We start from the raw sequence: 22,144 nt of genomic DNA on the forward strand, positions 1-22,144 counted from the left end.
AAGAGCGCGACAGGACCGGCGGGTCCGTGTCCCGCTCCTGTTGGCTCCGGCAGGAACAGCAGCCAAACGGGTAACGGTTCGCGTCAGCGCGGCAGCATGCTTTCGCCCATCAGGAAGGTGTCGACCGCCTGAGCACACTGGCGCCCCTCGCGGATCGCCCAGACCACGAGCGACTGGCCGCGGCGCATGTCGCCGGCGGCGAAGACGTTCGGCAGGTCGGTCTTGTAGTCCGCCGGCGCCTCCGGAATGCGGCCGAGCGCGTCGCGCTGCACCACGGTATTGATGCCGAGGTCGGCCAGCACATCGTCCTGACGCGGGCCGACAAAGCCCATGGCCAGCAGCACCAGTTCGGCATCGTATTCGAACGTGTCGACGGTTTCCGGGGTCATGCGGCCATCCTTATGGACCCATTTGACCCGGTTGCCCTTGATTCTGGCGACATTGCCCTTGCCGTCATCCACGAGCTCGGTCGTCACCATTTCGTATTCGGTGTCGGTGCCGTAGGTCTCCGTCACCTCGATCTGGCTGGTGGAGACCCGCTCGCGCCGGGGCCAGTCCGGCCAGACCAGGGGCTTGTTCTCGGCCTGGGGCGGGCGGTCGAACAGTTCGAACTGGCGCACCAGCTTCGCGCCCTGGCGGGTGGAGGTGCCGATGCAGTCGCTGCCGGTGTCGCCGCCGCCGATGACGATGACATTCTTGCCGGTCGCCAGGATTTCCGTGTCGGCCGGGACGGAGCCGCCCGCCACGCGCCGGTTCTGCTGTGGCAGGAATTCCATCGCATAGTGCACGCCGTTCAATTCGCGGCCGGGCACGTCCAGATTGCGCGGCGCCTCGGCACCGCCGGCGAGGACGACGGCGTCGAAGTCCGCGGCCAACTGCTTGGCCGAGACATCCTTGCCGACATGCACGCCGGTCTTGATCGTCACGCCTTCGGCCTGCATCTGCTCGGCGCGGGCGTCGATCAGGCTCTTGTCCAGCTTGAAGTCGGGAATGCCAAAGCGCAGCAGGCCGCCGATCCGCTCGTTCTTTTCGTAGAGCGTCACGGCATGGCCGGCGCGGGCGAGTTGCTGCGCGCAGGCCATGCCGGCCGGGCCGGAGCCCACCACCGCGATGCGCTTGCCCGTTTTGTGCGCCGCAGGCTGCGGCGCCAGCCAGCCATTGTCGCGGGCCTTGTCGGCGATGGCGCACTCGATGGTCTTGATCGTGACCGGGCGCACGAAGGTGTTGAGGTTCAGCGTGCAGCTTTCCTCGCACGGCGCCGGGCACACCCGCCCCGTCACCTCCGGGAAGTTGTTGGTGGAGGAGAGGTTCTCCCACGCATTCTGCCACTCGCCCAGATAGGTCAGGTGGTTCCAGTCGGGGATCTGGTTGTTGACCGGGCAACCGTTGTGACAGAAGGGGATGCCGCAATCCATGCACCGCGAGCCCTGCGCCCGAACCTCGCCCTCCGGCAAGGGTTGGACGAACTCGCGATAATGCTTCAGGCGCTCGGCAACCGGCGCGTAGCCGCGGTCGTGGCGTTCCTGCTCCAGAAAGCCGGTGGGCTTACCCATGGGCCACCTCCTCGGCCGCGGCGCCCTGGCCGGCGGCGGCATCGTCTTCAGCCATTTCGTTCAGGGCGCGACGGAAATCGTTCGGCATGACGAGCACGAAGTTGGCAACCTCCGTATCGAAATTTTCCAGGATATTCCGCGCGACCGCGCTATCGGTGTAATGGGCGTGCCGCTCGATCAGGCGGCGCAGGCGGTGCACATGGTATTTGAGCTGGGGCACGCCCTTGACCATCACCGTCGCCGGGTCGGCCGGTGCGGGCTCGCTCGGGTCGACGGTCTCCAGGGAGACCATCTCCATGTTGCAACGGTCCTCGAACCGCTTGTCCGGGTCCCAGACATAGGCGAGGCCGCCGCTCATGCCGGCGGCGAAGTTCACGCCGGTCGGGCCGAGCACGACCATGCAGCCGCCGGTCATGTATTCGCCGCCATGGTCGCCGACGCCTTCGACTACGCAGTACGCGCCGGAATTGCGGACGCAGAAGCGTTCGCCGGCGACGCCGCGGAAATACGCCTCGCCGTCGATGGCACCATAGAGCACGGTGTTGCCGATGACGATATTGTCTTCCGGCACATAGGGCGAGACGCGCGGCGGGAACACGGCGATGCGACCGCCGGACAGGCCCTTGCCGACATAGTCGTTGGCAACGCCTTCCATCTCGATCGACACGCCGCGGGCCAGGAAGGCGCCGAAGCTCTGGCCGCCGACGCCGCGCGCCTTGATGGCGATGGTGTCCTCGGGCAGGCCGGCATGGCCGAAGCGCTTCGCCACCTCGCCGGAGAGCATGGCGCCGACGGTGCGGTTGATGTTGCGCACCCCGGTCTCGATCACCACCGGCTGGCGGCTTTCGAGTGCCGGCCGGGCCTCGGCGATCAGGGTGTTGTCGAGCGCCTTGTCCAGGCCGTGGTCCTGGGTCTCGCAATTGTAGACGGCGATGTCGTTCGGCACGTCCGGACGGTGCATCAGCCGCTTCAGGTCGACGCCGTGGGCCTTCCAGTGATCCTCGGCCTTGCGCATGTCGAGCATGTCGGTGCGGCCGATCAGGTCGTTGAACGTGCGGAAGCCCATTTCCGCCATCAGTTCGCGCACTTCCTCGGCGACGAAGAAGAAATAGTTGATGACGTTGTCGGGCGTGCCCTGGAAGCGCTTGCGCAGTTCCGGGTTCTGGGTGGCGACGCCGACCGGGCAGGTGTTCAGATGGCATTTGCGCATCATGATGCAGCCCATGCTGATCAGCGGCGCGGTGGCAAAGCCCATCTCGTCCGCGCCCAGCAGGCCGGCAATCACCACGTCGCGGCCGGTGCGCAGCCCGCCGTCGGTCTGCACCGCGATGCGGCCGCGCAGCCCGTTCAGCACCAGGGTCTGGTGGGTCTCGGCCAGGCCGATTTCCCAGGGGCTGCCCGCATGCGTCAGCGAGGTGACGGGCGAGGCGCCAGTGCCGCCCTCGAAGCCGGAAATGGTGACATGGTCGGCCTTGGCCTTGGAGACGCCGGCCGCGACCGTGCCGACGCCCACCTCGGACACCAGCTTGACGCTGATGCGCGCGCGCGGGTTGGCGTTCTTCAGGTCGTGGATGAGCTGGGCCAGGTCCTCGATCGAATAGATGTCGTGGTGCGGCGGCGGCGAGATCAGGCCGACGCCCGGCGTCGAGTGGCGCACGGCCGCGATGGCGCGGTCCACCTTATGGCCCGGAAGCTGGCCGCCCTCGCCGGGCTTGGCGCCCTGGGCCATCTTGATCTGGATGTCGTCGGCATTGACCAGATATTCGGTCGTCACGCCGAACCGGCCGGATGCCACCTGCTTGATGCGGCTGCGCATGGTGTCGCCGTCCTGGCGCCAGAACGGATGGTCCTTGGCCAGCGGCAGGAAGCGGTCCGGTTCCTCGCCGCCCTCGCCGGTGTTGGAGCGGCCGCCGATGCGGTTCATGGCGATGGCCAGCGTCGAGTGCGCCTCGCGGCTGATCGAGCCGAAGCTCATCGCACCGGTGGAGAAGCGCTTGACGATCTCGCTGGCCGGCTCGACCTCGTCGATCGGGATGGCGGTGCCGGGGCGGATGCCGAACAGGCCGCGCAGCGTGTAGAGGTCGCGCGACTGGTCGTTCATCTTCTGCGCGAACAGCTTGTATTCGCGCGTGTTGTTGCCGCGGACCGCGTGTTGCAGGTGCGAGACGGTGGTCGGGTTCCAGGCGTGGTATTCGCCGCGGAAGCGGAAGGCGTATTCGCCGCCGACATCCAGCATGGTGAGCAGTGTCGGGTCGTCGCCGAACGCACGGATGTGCCGCTGCACGGTCTCGCGCGCCACTTCCTCCAGGCCGATGCCCTCGACCGTGGTCGCGGTGCCGGTGAAGTATTTGTCGACGAACGGGGTGGCGAGGCCGACCGCGTCGAAAATCTGGGCGCCGCAATAGCTCTGATAGGTCGAGATCCCCATTTTGGAGATGACCTTCAACAAGCCCTTATTCAGCGCCTTGACGTAGTTGTAATAGGCCTTGTCGAGGGTCAGGCCGTCCGGCAGTTCCTCCAGCCGGTCGGCAATGGTCTCGAACGCCAGATACGGGTTGATCGCCTCGGCGCCATAGCCCGCCAGCACGCACATATGGTGCACTTCGCGCGCCTCGCCGGTCTCGATCACCAGGCCGGTTTCGGTGCGCAGACCCTTGCGGATCAGATGATGATGCACGGCCGAGCAGGCCAGCAGCGCCGGCATGGGAATGCGGGTCGCGCTCATGCCGCGGTCGGAGAGGATGAGGATGTTGTATTCCTCAAGCACCGCCTGTTCCGCCGCCTCGCACAGCGCCTGCACCGCCGGGGCCAGACCGGCGATGCCGTCTTCGGCGCTCCAGCAGATATCGAGCGTCTTGGTGCGGAAGGCCGCGCCCACCAGTTCGTCGAACTCGCGGATCTTCTCCAGATCCTCGTTCGAGAGGATCGGCTGGTGCGCTTCCAGGCGCTTGTGCTGCGGATCGTGGCCGGAACCCAGCAGGTTCGGGCGCGGGCCGATCAGGGTGGTGAGGGACATCACCACCTCTTCGCGGATCGGATCGATCGGCGGGTTCGTGACCTGCGCGAAATTCTGCTTGAAATAGGTGTAGAGCAGCTTCGGCTTGTCGGAGAGCACGCTGATCGGCGTGTCCTTGCCCATGGAGCCGATCGGATCGTCGCCGGCGCTGGCCATCGGCTCCAGGAAGAATTTCAGGTCTTCCATGGTGTAGCCGAACGCCTGCTGGCGGTCGAGCAGCGGGATGTTGCTGGTCGGCGGCTCGTTCACCGGCGCCGGCAGGTCCTCCAACTGGTACTGGCTGTCGTCCAGCCACTGCTGATAGGGATGGGCTTCCGACAGGGAGGCTTTCAGTTCCGCGTCGTCGACGATGCGGCCCTGTTCCATGTCGACCAGCAGCATCTTGCCGGGCTGCAGGCGCCATTGCTGCTTGATCTGGTCTTCCGGCACCGGCAGCACGCCGACTTCCGACCCCATGATGATGCGGTCGTCGGTGGTGACGATATAGCGGGCCGGGCGCAGGCCGTTGCGGTCGAGCGTGGCGCCGATCTGGCGGCCGTCGGTGAAGCAGACGGCGGCCGGGCCGTCCCACGGCTCCATCAGGCTCGCATGATACTCGTAGAAGGCCCGGCGCTTCGGGTCCATCAGCTTGTTGCCGGCCCAGGCTTCCGGGATCATCAGCATCATGGCGTGCATCAGCGAATAGCCGCCGAGCACCAGCAATTCCAGCGCGTTGTCGAAGCAGGCGGTGTCCGACTGGCCGGGGCCGATCAGCGGCCAGACCTTTTCCAGATCGTCGCCGAACAGGTCGCTCTTCATCGAGTGCTTGCGCGCGGCCATCCAGTTGGTGTTGCCGCGCACCGTGTTGATCTCGCCATTGTGGCAGATCATGCGGTAGGGGTGGGCCAGGCGCCAGGACGGGAAGGTGTTGGTCGAGAAGCGCTGATGCACCAGACCGAAGGCGCTGACATAGCGCGGATCGTTCAGGTCGTCGTAATACTCGCCCACCTGGCCGGCCAGCAGCATGCCCTTGTAGACGATGGTGCGCGAGGAGAAGCTGGGCGTGTAATAGTCGTCCGCGCCCGGCATGCCGCGCTCGCTGACCAGGTTAACGGTCACCTTGCGCGCGACGTAGAGCTTCCGTTCGAATTCGTCATGGGACCAGCCCGCCGGCTTGGCGACGAACATCTGGCGGTGGAACGGCTCCACCTCGAACACGGCCTTGCCCAGGATTTCCGAGTGCACCGGCACGTCGCGCCAGCCGATGACGGCCATGCCCTCGGCGACGAAGGTCTGTTCCAGCAGCAGTTCGATTTGCTGGCGGGCGGTGACATCCTTCGGCAGGAACAGCATGCCGACGCCGTATTCGCCTTCCGGCGGCAGTTCGAAATCGCAGACCTCGCGGAAAAAGGCGTCGGGGATCTGCGTCAGGATGCCGGCGCCGTCACCGGTCAGCGGGTCCGCGCCGACGGCGCCGCGATGATCCAGGTTCAGCAGGATCTGCAGGCCGTCGCGAACATGAGAATGCGATTTTCGGCCCTTGATGTCGGCGACAAAGCCGACACCGCACGAATCGTGCTCGTTGCGCGGATCGTATAAGCCTTGCGCAGCGGGCAGCCGCATCCTGTTATCCTCCTGGTCCAAGGGCTCGCCTCCGTCGCTGAAGGTCGAGGGCATTACCGCACCCGCGCGGTCGTTTCGTCCCCCCGTCGGAAGGCGAATAACCGAATGCGCTGGTCCGATCGAACGAATTGAACGGTACACACGCGCCTGACGCAGATCGGCTCGCAAGGGCACATCCGTCGCCAGACAATTCAGGGATCGCTGCGCCCCGAAAAACCGGGCAGACGCTTGACCCTAAAACAAAACGCAAATGAGCGGGATGCTCTAACCGATCATAAACGATCCGGCAAGTCCGTTGATCCTAATGCACTGCAACACACCGTTGCCAGAGGCGCAATTGGCGCAGGATTCCGCCACTCTGACGCAGTCGGCGAATTATCCGTTGGGCAAGTGCGAAGGCAACGTGTAGAGCAAGGTGACAGAGACGAAAGCCAATTGGAGCCCGCCCCATGACCGTGTCCGCCGATTCCGTCGTTCTGCCCGATTTGCTCGCCAAGGCCGCGGATGCGTTGGCGGCTGCCGAGACCCATACCGAGCAGGCGCGGCAGAGTGTGGCTGCCCTCGTTTCGGCCGACGGCAAGGTTTCGGCCGGCCTGCTGGAGCGCGAGCAACTGGCGGCCCACGGCCTCGCCTGGCTCACCACCTACACCGCCGCCCTGCGCGAGTCGCTGCACTGGGCCGAGCGGCTGGAGGCTGCGGGCGGCCTGGGCGAGTTGGAGGCGCTGCTGATGCAGGCGGGCTTCGGCGAGTATCTGAACCAGATGGCCGGCGGTCTGATGCTGAGCCAGGGCGAGATCGTCCGGCCCGGCGACCTGGGGCTCGACGCGGGCGCCCTGCTGGCGTCTGCCGGGGCGAAGGCGCTGATGGCCGGTGGCTCCAGCGCCGCGGTGCGCCGGCGCATCGGCGCGTTGCTGGAGGACGCGCTGGCGACCGGCGCGTTCGGCAACCCGGGCCTGGAGGACGAGGCGCTGGTGATGGTGCAGGACCAGTTCCGCCGCTTCGTCAACGACCAGATCATCGGCCCGGCGCACGAATGGCACCGGGCGGACGAGTTGATCCCGATGCCGGTCGTGCAGCAAATGGCGGAAATGGGCGTGTTCGGCCTGACGGTGCCGGAGGCCTATGGCGGCTTCGGCATGGGCAAGGTCGCCATGTGCGTGGTGACCGAGGAACTCTCCCGCGGCTATATCGGCGTCGGTTCGCTCGGCACCCGCTCGGAAATCGCCAGCGAACTCATCCGCCTGGGCGGCACCGAGGCGCAGAAGCAGGCGCTGTTGCCGAAAATCGCCTCCGGCGAGATCCTGCCCACCGCCGTGTTCACCGAGCCCGGCACCGGTTCCGACCTGGGCTCGCTGCGCACCCGCGCGGTGAAGGAGGGCGACGCCTACAGGGTCTATGGCAACAAGACCTGGATCACGCACGCCGCCCGCACCGACCTGATGACGCTCTTGGCCCGCACCAACCCGGACCAGCCGGGTTATCGCGGCCTCTCCATGTTCGTCGCGCCGAAGCCCCGCGGCACCGACGGCAATCCGTTCCCGGCCGACGGCATGTCCGGCGGCGAGATCAAGGTGCTGGGCTATCGCGGCATGAAGGAATACGAAATCGGCTTCGACGGTTTCGCAATCGCGCCGGAAAACCTGCTGGGCGGCGAGGAAGGCCAGGGCTTCAAGCAGTTGATGGCCACGTTCGAGAGCGCCCGCATCCAGACCGCCGCGCGCTCCGTCGGCGTGGCGCAGCGGGCGATGGAACTGGCGCTGGCCTATGCGACCGAGCGCCAGCAATTCGGCAAGTCGATCTACGCCTTCCCGCGGGTTTCCGGCAAAATCGCCATGATGGCGGTGGAAACCATGATGGCGCGGCAGCTCTCGTATTTCGCCGCGCGCGAGAAGGACCAGGACCGGCGTTGCGATATCGAGGCGGGCATGGCCAAGCTGCTGGCAGCGCGGGTGGCGTGGGCCAATGCGGACAACGCCGTGCAGGTCCATGGCGGCAATGGCTATGCCGAGGAATACGAGATCAGCCGCGTGCTGTGCGATGCCCGCATCCTCAACATTTTCGAGGGCGCGGCGGAGATCCAGGCCCATGTGATCGCCCGCGGCCTGCTGGAGCGGCGCAACTGACGTGACGCGAAACGGCGTCGGCTTCCGGCCCGCGGCCACGATGCCGCGGGCCGCACACTGGTATGGTCGCCCGGCGGCGCCGCGTGTGCTAAGTCCCGGAAGGTCAGGGACGTATTTCGCTAGCGGCTGAGGATTGCCCCATGCCAGCCTACGGGATCGACAGCATATCGCCGGCGACGGCGCCATGACCGAGACCGAAATCCGCTTTGCGCTGACCGAGCCGCTCGCCGAGCGCTTGCAGCGCCACTATCTGGCGGACGGGGCCGGCGTCGGCGAGCACAACGAGACCGTCTACTACGACACGCCGGACCGGCTGCTTTGGCGCCATGGGGCAGAATTCCGCCTGCGCGAGAACGCCAAGGGCATCAGGCAGACCGTCAAATACCGCACGCGCGAGGCCGTCCTGTTCGCCCGGCACGAAGCGGAGATCGATCTGGCCGTTTCCGAGCCGGATATCGGGCACCTGCGCCGGTCCATCCCCGGCGATCTGGCCGAGGCGGTCGAGGGCCGGACGTTCGCGCCGGTGTTTCGCTCGTCCGTGGACCGGGTCAAGGCCATGGTACAACAGGGCGATGCCCGGATCGAACTCGCCTACGACCGCGGCCGGATCACCGCCGGCCCGCACGGCCAGGCCATCCACGAGCTGGAACTGGAACTGAAGCAGGGCAGCGACGCCGATCTGGCCGATGCCGTCCTGGCCTTTCTCGACCGGGTTCCGGCCGGCTTGCAGACGCTGGGCAAGGCGGCGCGCGGGTTTCAACTCGCAACCGGCGACACGCCGCAGCCGGTGTTCCAGGAAAAGCAGCGCATTTCCGCGGATACGGTGCTGCCGGAGGCGGTCGCGCTGATATTGCGGTCCGCCTTTGCCCAGGCGCTGGCCAACCAGGCCGCGGTGGTGGCGACCGAGGCGCCGGAAGCGGTGCACCAGATGCGGGTGGGGCTGCGCCGCCTCCGCTCCATCGTCGCGGCGTTCCGGCCGGTGCTGGACCTTTCGGCGACCGGCGATCTGCTGGAGCGCACCAAGGCGTTCTTCTCACTTCTGGGCGATGTGCGCGAGGCCGATGTTTTCCTGACCGAAACCGTCGACACTTTTCCGCAAAGCCATGGCGGCGGGGAGCGGCACGCCGTGCTGGTGCGGGAGGTGGAGCGCTTCCGCGACCAGGCGCGCAAGCGGATGATCGCCCATGCCGCCGGTCCCGAATTCGCGCGCCTCGCCCTCGGCTGGCTCCGCTGGATCGAGGGCGGCGACTGGCTGCGCAATGATCAGCCGCTGGACCGCCTGTTGCAGACCCGACCGGTCGGCGCGTTCGCCGCCGGCCGCCTGGAAAGCCTGACCCGCAAGCTGGTGAAACGCGGCCACCGCGCCCTGACCGGCAGTGTCGACGACTGGCACGCGGCCCGGATCGCCGCCAAGAAATTGCGCTATGCCGGCGGCCCGCTGCTGACCGTTGTCGACCACGAGGCCGGGCTGAAGGGCACGGCGCAAGGCTCGCGGCGGGCGACCAAGCGCCTGGCCCGGTTGCAGGACGAGTTGGGCCGGTTCAACGACCTGTGTAACGTGCCCCTGCTGCTGGATCGGGTGGCCGCATCGGTTCCGCCCGGCTCGCGTCCGGCCTTTGCCGTCGCGGCGGCCTATTGCGGCGGCTGGTGCGATGCCCGGGTTGCCCACGCCATTCCGCGGCTTGAAACCACCTGGCAGGCGTTCGAAGCCGCGATGAAGGGGCCGGCATGACCACGCGCGTCTGTGTCATCAACGGCAAGGGCGGTTGCGGCAAGACCACGGTTGCGACGCATCTGGCGGCCGGCCTGGCCGTCTCCGGCCTGAATACGCTGCTGGTCGACCTGGACCGGCACCGCGGCGCCAGCCGCTGGCACAAGATCCGGCCGAAATCCGCTGCGAGCGTCGCCCTGACGGACTGGAGGAAGGGGTTCGGCAGCGTGCCGAAAGGCGTGCAGCGCGTGGTCATCGACTGCCCCGCCTCGCTGCGCCAGCCCCAGGTTCGGGACATCGTTGCCGAGAGCGACCTGCTGGTGGTGCCGCTGCTGCCCTCCATCTTCGACCAGCACGCGACCAAGCTGTTCCTGCAACGGCTGCACAAGATCAAGAAAGTCCGGTCGGGCCGCAAGGAAGTGCTGATCGTCCACAACCGCTGCCGCGAGCGCTCCACCGCCTCGCGCCAGCTGGACGCCTATCTGGCCGATCTCGGCCACGCGCCCTTCGCCCGCATCGCCGACCGCACCCTCTACCCGCAACTGGCGGCGCGCGGGCTGACCGTGTTCGACGGCACCTCGCAAGCGACCCGCGCGTTGCAAGAGGAATGGATGCCGCTGATTGAGGAAATCGAGGCCGTCAGCCGGCCGGCTTGACCCGCTGACCGGTGGCGTGAGTTGCTATCTGTGTTCCCCGGACGGTGCGGAGCGCCGATCCGGGGCCGGTGTCATCCTTCGAACTCCGCCCGTTCCGGTGTTCGCGAGAGCGAGCGATCCCGGCGCGCCGCTCCGCGACGGCCGGGAAATGGGGTCAGTCGCGCCAGCCGGATCTCGTCGCGGTCGAGCAGGCGCTTGATGGCATCGAAATGCCCCTGCACCTGGGTCAGGTCGCTTTCCTGGTTGATCTGGCGGGCGGTGTGCTCGACCATTTGCTGCGGGATGGCGCGGAACGGCTTGCCGTGCGCCTTGGCCAGCGTCTGCACCTGCGCCGCACGCTCCAGGTAATAGAGGTCGTCGAACGCCTTGGCGACGGTCGGTGCCGTCACCACGACGCCGTGATGACCCAGAAAGGCGATGGGCTTGTCGGCCATGGCATCGGCAATGCGCTCGCCTTCCTGGTGGTCGAGCGCCAGGCCGCCATAGCCGTCGTCATAGGCGATGCGGTCGTAGAAGCGCAGCGCCCCTTGCTCCACCATTTCCAGCCGGCCGTCCTCGACAATGGTCAGCGCCGTGGCATAGGGCATATGCGTGTGCAGCACCGCCCGCGCCGCCGGGCGCTTGGCATGGATCGGCGCGTGGATGTAGTAGGCGGTGGCCTCCACCGTGCCGGCGCCGTCCAGCACGCGGCCGTCACGGTGGCAGAGCACGATGTCGCTCGCCCGGATTTCCGACCAGTGCATGCCCTGGGGGTTGACCAGGAACTCGTCGCCGCTCTCGGAGACGGCGAGCGAGAAATGGTTGCAGATGCCCTCGTTCAGGCCCAGCCGCGCCGAATAGCGGAGGGCGGCGGCGAGGTCTTCGCGGTCCTGTTGCAGATCGTTGCGCATGTTCGCTGTCCCTTAAAGCGTGAGCCCGCCGTCCGACACCATGACGGAGCCGGTGGTGTAGGCGCTTTCATCACTGGCGAGGTAGACGGCCAGGGCCGCGATCTCCTCCGCCGTGCCGACACGCCCGAGCGGCTGGCGGGCAATGAAGTCCTTGCGCGCCTGCACCGGGTCGGCGAAGGCGTTGATACGGTCGTCGAGGCTGGGCGATTGCACGGTTCCGGGTGCAATCGCGTTGCATCGAATGCCCTGGGCGATGAAGTCGCGTGCCACCGACTTGGTCAGGCCGATCACCGCCGCCTTGGTCGCGCCATAGACACAGCGCACCGGCACGCCGGAAATCGAGCCGGAGACGCTCGCCATGTTGATGATGGAGCCGCCGCCCGCCGCGATCATGCCGGGCAGGAACGCCTTGATCATGCGGAACTGCGAGCGGACGTTCAGGTCGAAGCCGAACGCCCATTCGTCCTCGGTCGCGTCCAGAATGCTGCCATGGTGCACGAAGCCGGCGCAGTTCAGCAGCATCGCCGGCGCCGAAATCTCTGCGGCCAGCGCCTGGATCTGAGCGGGGTCGAGCACGTCCAGGCGGCGGGTGGTGAGGCCGGGCGTGCCGTCCAGTTCCGCCAGCTTGTCGGCATTGATGTCGGTCGCCAGCACCTGGGCACCTTCGGCGGCAAAGGCGATGGCGCAGGCGCGGCCGATGCCCTGGGCGGCGGCGGTGACGAGGGCGGTCTTGCCGGCGAGGCGGTCGGTCATGAAACGGGCCTTTGTGTTTGAAGTTTGTTGGCGCGACGCGGCTAGCCGGTTTCGATGGCCGCCCGGATCACCTGCCACTCGTCCTCGATCGTGCCCGGATGGCGGTCCTTGCCGGCGTGGCGGTACCAGTAGCCGGCGTTTCTGTCGTCGCCTTCGATCCGATGCACCAGCGCATGCACCCAGTCGAACAGGGGATCGCCCTCGTGCGCCTGGCAAATCTGGTGCGCGGTCTCCCAGGCCTCGCCCATCCGGAACCCGCCGGATTTGAGCAGGTCCATCGCTTCGACAAGGTGTTCCTGAGACATGGGGGCCGCCTGACGGTCTGCTGGCTGGTGGCGTTGCGCGAGGGCCACAGGCTAGCAGCCGCAGGCGCCGATGGCACCCGGAATTTGCGCTGGCGGAGCGCGGCGGCCATCCCCCGAAACGCAACGACCCCACCCGTAGTGGGTGGGGTCGCGGTGCCGAAGCGCCGGGTGAGGGTGCCGGTCAGGCGGTGCGGCGCCGCCGGAGCGTCAGCCCCGCGAGGCCCAGAACCGGCCCCATCAGCAGCAGGCCCGCCGGAGCGGGGACCGCCGTTTCCTCGATGCCGGCATAGAGCACTTGCGCCTGCGAATAGTTGTAGAAGCCGAAACCCCCGTCCGGGAAGCTGCCGGCCACGCTGAGTTCTAGCGCGTCGTTGACCTTCACTTGCACCAGCGTCGGGGTGAACACCAGGTCGAACGTGTAGGTGGTGTTGTCGGCCCAGCCGGTGCTGCCGAGATTGGTCGCCCGCGCCAGTTCGGTCACATTGTTGGCCGGCGCGTGGCACCAGCCACCACTATCGTTGCCCAACGGGCCCGTGACGTGGGAAATCGCCAGTCCGGCCGGCGCGGAGCAGCTGAAGCCGCCTTGTGTGTTCTGTTTCCAGTCCACCAGCAGATAATCGGCGCTGCCATTGCCCAGGTCGCCGGCGTGATAGCCCAAGACGAAGCCGATAAAGTCGTCGTCGCCGGTGGTCTGGACGCGGATCGTGCCGGACAACTGGCTGCCCTGGCTGGAGGCCGAGTTGTTGTGGAACACGGTCGGTGAGCCATTCTGGGTCTGAAGCACGGCATTGTTGCCGGCCTGTAGGTTCCAGGTGCCAGGGCCTTCGGCGACCCAACCGGTCAGGTCCACCGGGGCCGCATTGGCCGACGCTGTCGTCAGTGCCACAACGGCGGTTGCCACGAAGCCTTTCATCATGCGGTACATTCTTGCCCTCTTCGATCTGTTGTAAGTGTCGCATAACATTTTATGGCAAGGGGTATACAGGTAGCGATATTGAGAGGCAACCCTTTTCCAAAATTTGTCTGTGTTTTTCGGTGTGCCGCGCTGCGGCAGTCGCCGGACCTTTGACATCGCCATCCGGTTCGGCGATCTAAGGCGTCTGTTTTCCGGCAAGCAGGAAGTCCGCGCATGGCGTCCGCCACCGTCGACCCCGTCCAACTCGAAATCATCCGCAACGCGCTCGTGGCGGCGGCGGAGGAGATGAGCGTCACCATCTGGCGCACGTCGCGCTCGACGGTGGTGCGCGAGATGCTGGACTATTCCACCCAGGTGTTCGACGGCAAGGGCCGGGCGGTGGCGCAGGCGGCGCGCATTCCCGTGCACCTGAACAGCATGAGCGTCTGCCTCGACCGCATCGTCCGCGATTTCCTCCCGCTGGAGGACTGGAATGACGGCGACGTCATCCTGACCAACGACCCCTATTGCGGCGGCCAGCACCTGCCGGACTTCGTCGCTTTCAAGCCGGTGTTTGCCGATGGCGTCAGGGTCGGTATCGCCGCCACCATCGTCCACCATATCGATGTGGGCGGCGGTGCGGCGGGCTCGTACTTCCCCCAGGCGCGTGAGGTCTATCACGAAGGGCTGCGCATCCCGCCCTGCAAGGTGGTGGAAGCCGGCAAGCTGAACACGGCCGTCGTCGCGATCATCCGCCAGAACTCCCGCGAGCCGGACCAGATCGGCGGCGACTTCGCCAGCCAACTCGCCGCCATGGAGATCGGCGCCCAGGGGCTGCGCAAGCTCGCCCGGCGCTATGGTGCCGACGGATTGCAGGCGGCGATGGATGCGTTGCAGGACCAGTCGGACCGAACCATGCGCGCCATGCTGCGCGACCTGCCGGACGGCACCTATCGCTTCACCGACTATGTCGACGACGACGGCATTTCGAACGAACCCTTGCGCCTGGAATGTGCGGTCACGATTGCCGGCGACACGGCGGAGGTGGATTTCTCCGGCTCCAGCCCGCAGGCGGTGGGGCCGGTGAACTGCACGTTGAACATGACGGCCTCCGGCATCTATTGCGCCTTTGCCATGCTGGCGGACGGCAAGGTCATGGCGAATTCCGGCGCCTATCGCGCCATTGCCATCCGGGCAGAGGAGGGGACCGTGGTCTCGGCCCGCGCGCCGGCGCCGGTGGCGAACCGCATGGCGACCGGCCACCGCGTCGTGACCACCGTTCTCGGCGCGCTCGCCCAGGCCGCGCCGGATCGGGTGCCGGCGGCCTATTACGGCGTCAGCTATGTGCAGACGCTCTCCACGCCCGACCCGGCGACCGGCGCGCCCAGGGTGTATTTCGAGATCGAGATCGGCGGTTGGGGCGGCCATCCGGAGCAGGACGGCGCCGATGCCTTCAGCGCCGGCTTCCACAACTCGTCGGCGACGCCGGTCGAACTGAACGAGGCCTATTTCCCTCTGACCTTCACCGAATACAGCCTGATCCCGGACTCGGGCGGCGCCGGCAAGCATCGCGGCGGCACCGGCCTGCGCCGCGCCTACCGCCTGGATGCGCCGACCAGCGGCTGGCTCTCGGGCAATTTCGAGCGTTTCACGGTGCCGCCCTATGGCCTCGCCGGCGGCGAACCGGGCCGGCCGGGGCGGTTCTACCTCGTCCGCGACGGCAAGGAGCAGGCACTGCCCTCGAAGATCGCGAACCAGGAGGTCCGCCCCGGCGACGTGGTCGTGCTGGAGACCGCCGGCGGCGGCGGCTTCGGCAACCCGGTCGAGCGGGACGACGGGGCCCGCGCGCGCGATGTGGCCGGCGGCTATGTGAGCGGGTGACGCCTATGCAAGCGGGTGAGGGGCGGCGGTTTTGCGGCCGCCGGTGACTTCGGCTAAAACACCGTGGCGCCGGCGGAATTGTAGAATGCCGCAACGCCCAGGAGATGGGTCACCTCGCCATTCTCCCGGCCGAACGGCAGCAAAACGCGCTGGTAGCGATAGACATTGCCGCGGTCGGGCCAGTTGGTCTCGCTTTGGCTCACGATGGGCTGGCGCGCATCGGCACATGCGCGCAGGTCGCCCAGCACTTGCGGCGCCAGGCTCTTCGGTATCAGATCCCGCACGCGGGCGCCGGTGATCTCCCGCCCGTAGACGGAGCCATAGGCGGCGCCGGCAAACCGCACGTGCCAGTCGTCCTCGGTCGGGTCCCGTTCCAGCAGAAACGTCACCGGCCAAAGCCGATGAAATTCGGCCGGGTCGAGATCGCTGCGGCTGGGCAGGATCTTGTCGCCTTGCTTGGCGTGCCAAAGCGCGGAAATGAAAGTCAGGCGCTCTTCCAGCGGCTGGAGGGCCGCGGCTTCGTCGAAACGGCGCGGAGCCGCGTCACGATCGGGCTGCACCGCACGCTTTGGGACCGTTTCGGAAACGGTAGCGATGCCTCTCCCGTTGCTTTTGTGACCGGGCATTTCTGCCATCGAATCATCCTGACCATCACCGGCTCGAGGCATTCCGCCGATTACGTCACCACAACCAAGGGTGTTACGGTCTGCCTTAATCGCGCCTTAAATGCGACTCTAGGGGCCGAATTTAGGAATGGCAACTGAACATACGGTTAGCAGGTACCACAAAAATGCGGGGCTCCGGGTTCGTGCGGGCTTTGCCCTTTTGTTTAGGACCGTAGCAATTCATGCAGCGTTTGATTGAACGCGTCCGGTCGCTCGTACATGACCCAGTGGCCGGCATCGGGCACGATTGCGAACGGACAATCGGGCTGGATGGCTTGCAACAACTCCTTGCGCTCGTGCAGGAACGGGTAGCCGGTCGAATCGAACTCGCCCCAGATGCCGGCAATGGGGGCGGGGCATTTCGGCAGCACCTTGGCCAGGCTGGCCTCGCGCGCGAAAATGCGGCTGCGGGTGACGGCGCGGGTGGTGTTCAGCATCTGCATCAACAGGGCGACGTCGTCGATCTCCGCCCGGTCGCGCAGCATCAGGATGCCGAGATTGTTGCGTGCCAGCTCCGTGAATTCCGCGTGGGTCATGTCGCGGCGGAAGCGGGACATGGGCATGCCCTCGGCGCGGCTCAGGCCCATGCCGCCGGCGCCGACCAGCACGAAGCGGCGCAGGCGCCGGTCCATGAACTGGGCCGTGTGCCCGCCCAGGATCGAGCCGAAGGAAAAGCCGACCAGGTCGAAACGGTCGTCCGGGGAGGGAAAGAGCTGTTTCAGGCCGTTCGCGATCACCTCGCCGATGCTGTCGGCGTTGCGGGTGTCCGGCGGCGGGTCGCTGTCGCCGAGGCCGGGGGAATCGGCGCAATAGACGGTGAAATGCTGCTTGAAATACGGCACGTTGCGGATCCAGTGGATCCACGAGCCATAGCCGCCATGGAAGAAGACGAGGTTCGGCTTGCCGGAGCCGAGCCCCCAGACCCGCCAGATCTGGTGCCCCTCGCCGGAGGGCGTGCGCAGGATTTCGGCATCGGCCTCCACCGCGCCGATTTTGGCTGCGGCTTCCGGCATGGGCGGGATGCCATGGTCCATGCGCGGCTCGCGCAGGATGCGCATGGTGGGACTGTCGTTCATTGCCGTCTCAAGCCTCATCGTCATGCGTCGTCCGCAAACGCTTTCAGGTCTTCGGCCACGTCTTCGACCGAGGCCCAAAAAATTCGTTCCCCGTGTGCCACCGTCGACAGCGACGGGTCGGAGCCGATGCGTCCGTCCGGGAAGCGGCGGCGATAGTCCTCCGCGTCGCGGATCGGGCCTTTCGGCGCGATCTTCGGCGCCATCTGCGCCTGCTTCACGTGATCGGGAAAGGCGTAATAGCTGAGCGAGACCTCCGACGGCGTGGCATGGCTGCCCTCGCTGTCGCCATAGAGTTCCTTGGAGAGTTCGCGGAAGCGCTTGCCCATGAACCAGTTTTGCAGCTTCAGGCGGAAGCCGCGTTCGGCGCCTTTCAGGCTGGCCTCGGCATAGATTTCGCTGAACGCGGCGCTGATGGTGGCAATATTGCCGCCATGGCCGTTCAGGAAATACAGCCGGTCGAAGCCGTGCTTGGTCAGCGAGGTCACCACGTCCTTCAGCGTCTCGATCAGCACCTGCGGGCGATAGGTGATGGTGCCAGGGAAGGCCATGTGGTGCTGCGCCATGCCGATGGACAGCGTCGGGCCGACCAGCACGCCGGTCTTGTCGGCCACGCCGTTGGCGATGGTTTCCGGGCAGATGGCGTCGGTGCCGATCAGGCCGTTGGGGCCGTGCTGCTCGGTCGAGCCGATGGGGATGATGATGTCACGGCGGGTTTGCAGGTAGGTTTCGACCTCCTGCCAGGTGCTGAGTTGCAGGCGAGGCATGCGGGCGGGCTTTCAAGGGCATCGGAGCGCACGGGAACCGCCATCCTCAGCGAGGGGAGGGGGCGGAGTCAAACCCTCTTGCCGACGCCGTGGGCCGGCGGCCGCCTCAGCCCTCCGCCCACATGCGCAACAGGTTGCTGCGGGCGCGTTGCAGGCGCGCGAACTCCGGCGAGGGGCCGGCGGCGGCGAAGAGCGCGCTCGCGGCCTGGTCCAGGTCGAACAGGATGGCGCGCCGGGCGGCATCCGGCACCCAGCTGGTGATCCAGCCCACCACGGCGAGGCGGGCGCCGGCGGTGACCGGCGCGACACGGTGGAGCGTATCCGAAGGGTAGAGCACCATCTGCCCGGCCTCCAGGCGGATGGCACGCTCCTCCAGCGCCTCGTCGATCACCAGTTCGCCGCCCTCGTAGGCATCGGACGGCGAAAGGCAGAGGGTGAACGAGAGGTCGGTGCGGCGACCGTCCATGATCGCGTCATCGACATGCAGGCCATAGGCCATGCCGGGGGTGTAGCGCGAGACCAGCAGCCGGGGATAGGCCCGCGGCCGGGCCAGCGACCGGACGAGCGGGTGCTCGTCCAGCGCCTCCCGCACCTTGTCGAGAATGGCCTGGCGGTTCGGTGTCGGCTCGGCCTGCTCGTTGGCCTTGACCGCGCGGGCATAGCGCCCGGCGGTGCGCCGCCCGTCCTCGAAGGGCAGGGCGGCGGCGGCCTCGTAGAGGGCCGCGACCGTGTGCCGGTCCAGCAGATCGTCGATGACGCAGACCATGGCAGGGCTTACTTCACCGCCAGCGCGGCGATCTCCATGCGCGCCGCCGCGCCATAGAGCAGGGCCGCGTCCATCTCCATCTGGCCCTGGCCCTGCAGGTCGCCGAACGCCGGGTCGGTGGTGCGGACCTGGGCCAGGATGGCGCGGGCGGCCTCGGCCACGCTGGCATTGCCGGAGGCGGCATAGACCTCGGCCTCCGCCTCGACCGCGCGCATGAAGCCCCAGGCGTCCTGGTATTCGTGCAGGTTGGAGACCTTCCCGCCCTCGGTGCCCTCGGCGTATTCCTCGGCGGCGATGCGGGTCAACAGCGCCAGCGAGCGCAAGGCGGCCGCCGGACCGCCGGGCGAGGCTTCGTGTACGGCGCGGGTGCGGGCGGTGATCTTGTCGAACAGGGCCGCGACCTGGTCGACGGGCTTTTCGTCCTCGGCGGCGTCCATCAGGCCGTCGATCAGGTCTTCGAGGTCGCCGAAGCCGCGCTCTTCGAGCGGGTGTTCGACCGCCGCGAATTTCTCTTCGAGCGGGTGGCCCATATGGGTCTTTGCCGCCGCCAGATCGCCGGCGCGATAGAGCGCCATGCCGGCGCGCAGATGCCCTTCCATGAAGGCGACATCGGTCAGGAAGGCGGCCTCGTCCTTGGCCTGGCTGGGTTTGCCGCCCTCGCCACCCTCGCCGCCTTCACCGCCTTGGTTGCGTTCGACCCGGGCATGGCCCTCGCCCCCTTCGCCGCCCTTGACGAGGTGAACAGTGCCCCGGGCGTGGCCGACGGCCGGGGCCGGATTCGGAAGCTGCATGGCCGCGGTTGCGGTACCGGCGGCAAGTCCGGCGGCCGCGATCGTGCCGAGCGCGGTCCACAGGCGCGGGCGGACCGGACGAATGGGTTTGTCGGAGCGAGACATCATACCTCTGCACTGGCTGGGAGGGGATTGGGAAGCGATAATGAGAACCATTCGCACAATGTTGTCAACCGCTTTGGCGACAAGCTCCGCACCGGGAGCGCCATTTCAGAGGCGAACCGGCAACCGTTTTGCCATGTGAACCGCAACGTGGCCCCGTACCAGGACCTCGCGCTTGGTTTCCGCGTAACCTCGCTTCGCATAAAACCCGATGTTCGACGCGAACGCCGCGTTGGTAAAAAGACGAACTTCCGAATGCCCGAGATTTTGGGCAACCCGCTCGGCGTGCGCAAGCAAAACCCCTCCGCAACCTCGACCTTGCCGGGCGGGATCAACCGCAATGTTTTCGATGAGAAGATGATCGGCCCGATCGATCATTTCGACCAAGGCGATCAACTGGCCGCCGTCTTCCCACAAATCGATAAGGTGATTGCGGACCGCGGAGGTGTAGTCCGCGGTCATAGGCAATGGCTCGCGACCGATCAACTCCGCCCATTTGGCATAGGCTCTGCGGCTGAGGGATCGAACCCGCATGGCATCGTCGGCGGTGGCTCTCTTCGGTTCAAATTCATCCATCGCAATGCTCCGAACGGGACCCCCTGCGCAAATCGCAGCAAGGAAATTCGCGGCGCAACATGCCGGTATGTCAATCGCCCGCAGCGCCACCTCGCCCTGGCCAGGTGGTCATGGGAAGGGGGAGGGGCCAACGTCGTTTGGATTGCATTGGTCAGCGTCATGCGGTCGGCATTGTCAGGGCCAACCCGTAACATATTGATTTGCATGAATGATGGAGGATTGGTGGAGCCGAGGGGGATCGAACCCCTGACCTTCGCATTGCGAACGCGACGCTCTCCCAGCTGAGCTACGGCCCCTTGAACCAAGGGCGCGCCGCCGGTCTGGTCTGGCAGCGCGAGACGCGTATATGCAGCGGCAGCCCTGCCAAAGTCAAGCGCTATTCCCGCCTTTGTGCCCGCCCCAGCACCCAGGCCGGAACCAGCGCGAACAGGAACACCGCCGCCAGTGCCATGAAGCAATGCTGGAAGGCAAAACCCTGCGCCTGGGCGTGGACCATCCGCCCCAGAAAATCGAGCGCAACGCCATGGCTGACGATGGAATCGATGCCGCTCGGCTCCAGCAGGCTTTGCACCGAGTTCAGCAGCACATTGCTGGTCGAATTGGTCGCGGTCTGGGTCGCCGTCAGGGCGTCGCTGTAATACACGGTCTGCAATTGCAGCCAGACCACGATCAGATTGGTGCCGCTCGCCCCGCCCAGTTGGCGGATGAAATTCATGTTGCCGGAGCCCTTGGCCAGTTGCGAGGGTGCCAGCGCCTTCAGGGCCGATGCCGACAGCGAAGGCAGGATGAAGGCCAGCCCGCCGCGGCCGATCGCGGCATAGAGCGCGAATGTCCAAAAGCCCGTATTCACGTCGCTGGACATCATCAGCGCGGTGCCGAGCGCGAACGAGGCGAGCCCCATCATGACCATGGTATAGCCCGGCAGTTTGTCCGCGAGGCGCCCGGTGAAGGGCAGCAATGTCGCCAGCAGGATGGCCGCCGGCGCCAGCACCAGGCCGGCGCGGGTCGGCGTGTAGCCCTGCACCTGTTGCACGAACACCGGGATCACATAGCTGGAGCCGAAATTGCCGGCGCCGAACACGAAGGCGACGAACACGGCCGCGCCGAACACCGGGTTGCGGAACAGCTCGACGGCCAGCAGCGGCGAGGCGCTGCGCAGTTGCATCCAGACGAACAGGCAGCCGCCGACAACGGCCGAGCCGGCCAGGGTCATCACGTGGTCGCTGGTCCAGCCGAAGCGGGGGCCGTGCGCCATGGCGGTCATGGCGCAATAGAGCGAGAAGCACAGCAGGCCATAGCCAACCCAGTCGAAGCGGGGCAGTCGCTCCTCACGCGGCGGCTGCGGCATGAAGATCAGACCGCCGATGATCGCCAGCGCCACCAGCGGCAGCGGCAACAGAAACATGGCGCGCCAGCTGAAGGTGTCGATCACCAGCCCGCCCACCGCCGGACCCAGCCCCGGTGCCAGCACGATGCCGGTGCCGAACACGCCCATGGCCGTGCCGCGGCGATCCGGTGGAAACACCTGAAACACCGTGGTCATGACCAGCGGCTGGATCACCCCGGCGGCAAAGCCCTGGAGGATGCGACCGAGAATCAGAATTTCGATGGTCGGCGCGGTCGCGCACACGACCGAACCGGAGCCGAACGCCAGCAACATGACGATATAGGCGCCGCGCTGACCCAGCGCCGCGATCATCCAGGCGTTCAGCAACTGGCTCGCGGTCATGGTGGCGAGGAAGGCGGTCGCCATCCATTGCGCCTGGTCCTGGCCGATGCCGAAGGCGCCCATGACATTGGGAACCGCCACATTCACCAGGGTCGAGGTCATCACCGCCGAGGTCGCGCCCAGCAGGCCGGCCGCCGCCACAAACCAGCGGTAGTTGGGGCCGAAGCGCTCGGAGAGGGCTTCGACCGTATCGTGCTGGGCCATTGATGGGGAAAGCGCGGCGTGCCGCGCCCTGCCTGACGGAATACAGAGATTTCCATTGTCGCCACTTCCAGCGGGAACGGCAAGCG

Annotated in this window: 17 protein-coding genes and 1 tRNA gene; 4 read left to right on the forward strand and 14 right to left on the reverse strand. The window is 66.8% G+C overall.

The annotated features are described in order from the left end of the window. Positions 1–83: 83 nt before the first annotated feature. Both H6844_08845 and gltB read right to left on the reverse strand, forming a co-directional pair. Positions 84–1,553 (reverse strand): glutamate synthase subunit beta, encoded by a 1,470-nt coding sequence (locus H6844_08845; GenBank protein MCB9929508.1) that lies wholly within the window; start codon positions 1,551–1,553, stop codon positions 84–86. Further along, entirely contained in the window at positions 1,546–6,171 is a 4,626-nt protein-coding gene (gene gltB, locus H6844_08850) for a glutamate synthase large subunit (protein MCB9929509.1), read from the reverse strand. The genes H6844_08845 and gltB overlap by 8 nt, the downstream gene beginning before the upstream one ends. Positions 6,172–6,620: 449 nt before the next feature. On the opposite strand from gltB, the gene H6844_08855 reads away from it, so the two are divergent. The 3 genes from H6844_08855 to H6844_08865 all read left to right on the forward strand — a co-directional run bounded on the left by H6844_08855 (position 6,621) and on the right by H6844_08865 (position 10,661). Then, a complete protein-coding gene (locus tag H6844_08855; protein MCB9929510.1) occupies positions 6,621–8,294 on the forward strand; it encodes an acyl-CoA dehydrogenase family protein in 1,674 nt (557 codons plus the stop codon). Positions 8,295–8,478: 184 nt separating this feature from the next. After that, positions 8,479–10,026, forward strand: a complete 1,548-nt coding sequence (locus H6844_08860; protein MCB9929511.1) for a CHAD domain-containing protein — start codon at positions 8,479–8,481, stop codon at positions 10,024–10,026. Next, entirely contained in the window at positions 10,023–10,661 is a 639-nt protein-coding gene (locus H6844_08865; protein ID MCB9929512.1) for a ParA family protein, read from the forward strand. Before H6844_08860 ends, H6844_08865 begins: the two co-directional genes overlap by 4 nt. Before the next feature lie 71 nt (positions 10,662–10,732). On the opposite strand, the gene H6844_08870 is transcribed toward H6844_08865, so the two are convergent. From H6844_08870 to H6844_08885, 4 genes are all read right to left on the reverse strand, one after another. Beyond that, entirely contained in the window at positions 10,733–11,551 is an 819-nt protein-coding gene (locus tag H6844_08870) for an aldolase (protein MCB9929513.1), read from the reverse strand. 12 nt (positions 11,552–11,563) lie between these two features. Beyond that, a complete protein-coding gene (locus H6844_08875) occupies positions 11,564–12,304 on the reverse strand; it encodes an SDR family oxidoreductase (GenBank protein ID MCB9929514.1) in 741 nt (246 codons plus the stop codon). Between the two features lie 41 nt (positions 12,305–12,345). Further along, positions 12,346–12,609 (reverse strand): hypothetical protein, encoded by a 264-nt coding sequence (locus H6844_08880; protein MCB9929515.1) that lies wholly within the window; start codon positions 12,607–12,609, stop codon positions 12,346–12,348. A 181-nt stretch (positions 12,610–12,790) separates the two neighbouring features. Further along, positions 12,791–13,525, reverse strand: coding sequence for a PEP-CTERM sorting domain-containing protein (locus H6844_08885; GenBank protein ID MCB9929516.1), 735 nt, complete (start codon positions 13,523–13,525; stop codon positions 12,791–12,793). Positions 13,526–13,738: 213 nt separating this feature from the next. On the opposite strand from H6844_08885, the gene H6844_08890 reads away from it, so the two are divergent. After that, positions 13,739–15,385: a hydantoinase B/oxoprolinase family protein gene (locus H6844_08890; protein MCB9929517.1), complete on the forward strand. Its 1,647-nt coding sequence runs from the start codon at positions 13,739–13,741 to the stop codon at positions 15,383–15,385. Between the two features lie 53 nt (positions 15,386–15,438). Here the strand turns inward: H6844_08890 and H6844_08895 are convergent, their stop codons facing one another. The 8 genes from H6844_08895 to H6844_08930 form a co-directional block, all read right to left on the reverse strand. Next, positions 15,439–15,945, reverse strand: coding sequence for a PAS domain-containing protein (locus H6844_08895; GenBank protein MCB9929518.1), 507 nt, complete (start codon positions 15,943–15,945; stop codon positions 15,439–15,441). A gap of 269 nt (positions 15,946–16,214) precedes the next feature. Then, positions 16,215–17,126, reverse strand: coding sequence for an alpha/beta hydrolase (locus tag H6844_08900; protein ID MCB9929519.1), 912 nt, complete (start codon positions 17,124–17,126; stop codon positions 16,215–16,217). Between the two features lie 20 nt (positions 17,127–17,146). Continuing rightward, entirely contained in the window at positions 17,147–17,890 is a 744-nt protein-coding gene (locus tag H6844_08905) for a creatininase family protein (protein MCB9929520.1), read from the reverse strand. A gap of 106 nt (positions 17,891–17,996) precedes the next feature. After that, the gene (locus H6844_08910) at positions 17,997–18,656 is read right to left on the reverse strand and encodes a Fe2+-dependent dioxygenase (protein ID MCB9929521.1); all 660 of its coding nucleotides are present in this window, start codon (positions 18,654–18,656) and stop codon (positions 17,997–17,999) included. Positions 18,657–18,664: 8 nt separating this feature from the next. Further along, positions 18,665–19,447 (reverse strand): hypothetical protein, encoded by a 783-nt coding sequence (locus tag H6844_08915; protein ID MCB9929522.1) that lies wholly within the window; start codon positions 19,445–19,447, stop codon positions 18,665–18,667. 210 nt (positions 19,448–19,657) lie between these two features. Beyond that, complete coding sequence (locus tag H6844_08920; protein MCB9929523.1) at positions 19,658–20,125, reverse strand: GNAT family N-acetyltransferase; 468 nt, start codon at positions 20,123–20,125, stop codon at positions 19,658–19,660. Positions 20,126–20,345: 220 nt separating this feature from the next. Further along, positions 20,346–20,421 (reverse strand) — tRNA-Ala (locus H6844_08925). 80 nt (positions 20,422–20,501) lie between these two features. After that, positions 20,502–22,058 (reverse strand): DHA2 family efflux MFS transporter permease subunit, encoded by a 1,557-nt coding sequence (locus tag H6844_08930; protein MCB9929524.1) that lies wholly within the window; start codon positions 22,056–22,058, stop codon positions 20,502–20,504. Between the last annotated feature and the right edge of the window lie 86 nt (positions 22,059–22,144).

It is taken from the genome of Alphaproteobacteria bacterium (genome assembly GCA_020638555.1).
In the GTDB taxonomy this organism is placed as follows: Bacteria; Pseudomonadota; Alphaproteobacteria; order Bin95; family Bin95; genus JACKII01.

Excerpts from the sequence above, each read along its gene's own strand:
- H6844_08845 (MCB9929508.1), bottom strand. The coding sequence starts at position 1,553 with ATGGGTAAGCCCACCGGCTTTCTGGAGCAGGAACGCCACGACCGCGGC.
- gltB (MCB9929509.1), bottom strand. The coding sequence starts at position 6,171 with ATGCGGCTGCCCGCTGCGCAAGGCTTATACGATCCGCGCAACGAGCAC.
- H6844_08855 (MCB9929510.1), top strand. The coding sequence starts at position 6,621 with ATGACCGTGTCCGCCGATTCCGTCGTTCTGCCCGATTTGCTCGCCAAG.
- H6844_08860 (MCB9929511.1), top strand. The coding sequence starts at position 8,479 with ATGACCGAGACCGAAATCCGCTTTGCGCTGACCGAGCCGCTCGCCGAG.
- H6844_08865 (MCB9929512.1), top strand. The coding sequence starts at position 10,023 with ATGACCACGCGCGTCTGTGTCATCAACGGCAAGGGCGGTTGCGGCAAG.
- H6844_08870 (MCB9929513.1), bottom strand. The coding sequence starts at position 11,551 with ATGCGCAACGATCTGCAACAGGACCGCGAAGACCTCGCCGCCGCCCTC.
- H6844_08875 (MCB9929514.1), bottom strand. The coding sequence starts at position 12,304 with ATGACCGACCGCCTCGCCGGCAAGACCGCCCTCGTCACCGCCGCCGCC.
- H6844_08880 (MCB9929515.1), bottom strand. The coding sequence starts at position 12,609 with ATGTCTCAGGAACACCTTGTCGAAGCGATGGACCTGCTCAAATCCGGC.
- H6844_08885 (MCB9929516.1), bottom strand. The coding sequence starts at position 13,525 with ATGATGAAAGGCTTCGTGGCAACCGCCGTTGTGGCACTGACGACAGCG.
- H6844_08890 (MCB9929517.1), top strand. The coding sequence starts at position 13,739 with ATGGCGTCCGCCACCGTCGACCCCGTCCAACTCGAAATCATCCGCAAC.
- H6844_08900 (MCB9929519.1), bottom strand. The coding sequence starts at position 17,126 with ATGAACGACAGTCCCACCATGCGCATCCTGCGCGAGCCGCGCATGGAC.
- H6844_08905 (MCB9929520.1), bottom strand. The coding sequence starts at position 17,890 with ATGCCTCGCCTGCAACTCAGCACCTGGCAGGAGGTCGAAACCTACCTG.
- H6844_08910 (MCB9929521.1), bottom strand. The coding sequence starts at position 18,656 with ATGGTCTGCGTCATCGACGATCTGCTGGACCGGCACACGGTCGCGGCC.
- H6844_08915 (MCB9929522.1), bottom strand. The coding sequence starts at position 19,447 with ATGCAGCTTCCGAATCCGGCCCCGGCCGTCGGCCACGCCCGGGGCACT.
- H6844_08920 (MCB9929523.1), bottom strand. The coding sequence starts at position 20,125 with ATGGATGAATTTGAACCGAAGAGAGCCACCGCCGACGATGCCATGCGG.
- H6844_08930 (MCB9929524.1), bottom strand. The coding sequence starts at position 22,058 with ATGGCCCAGCACGATACGGTCGAAGCCCTCTCCGAGCGCTTCGGCCCC.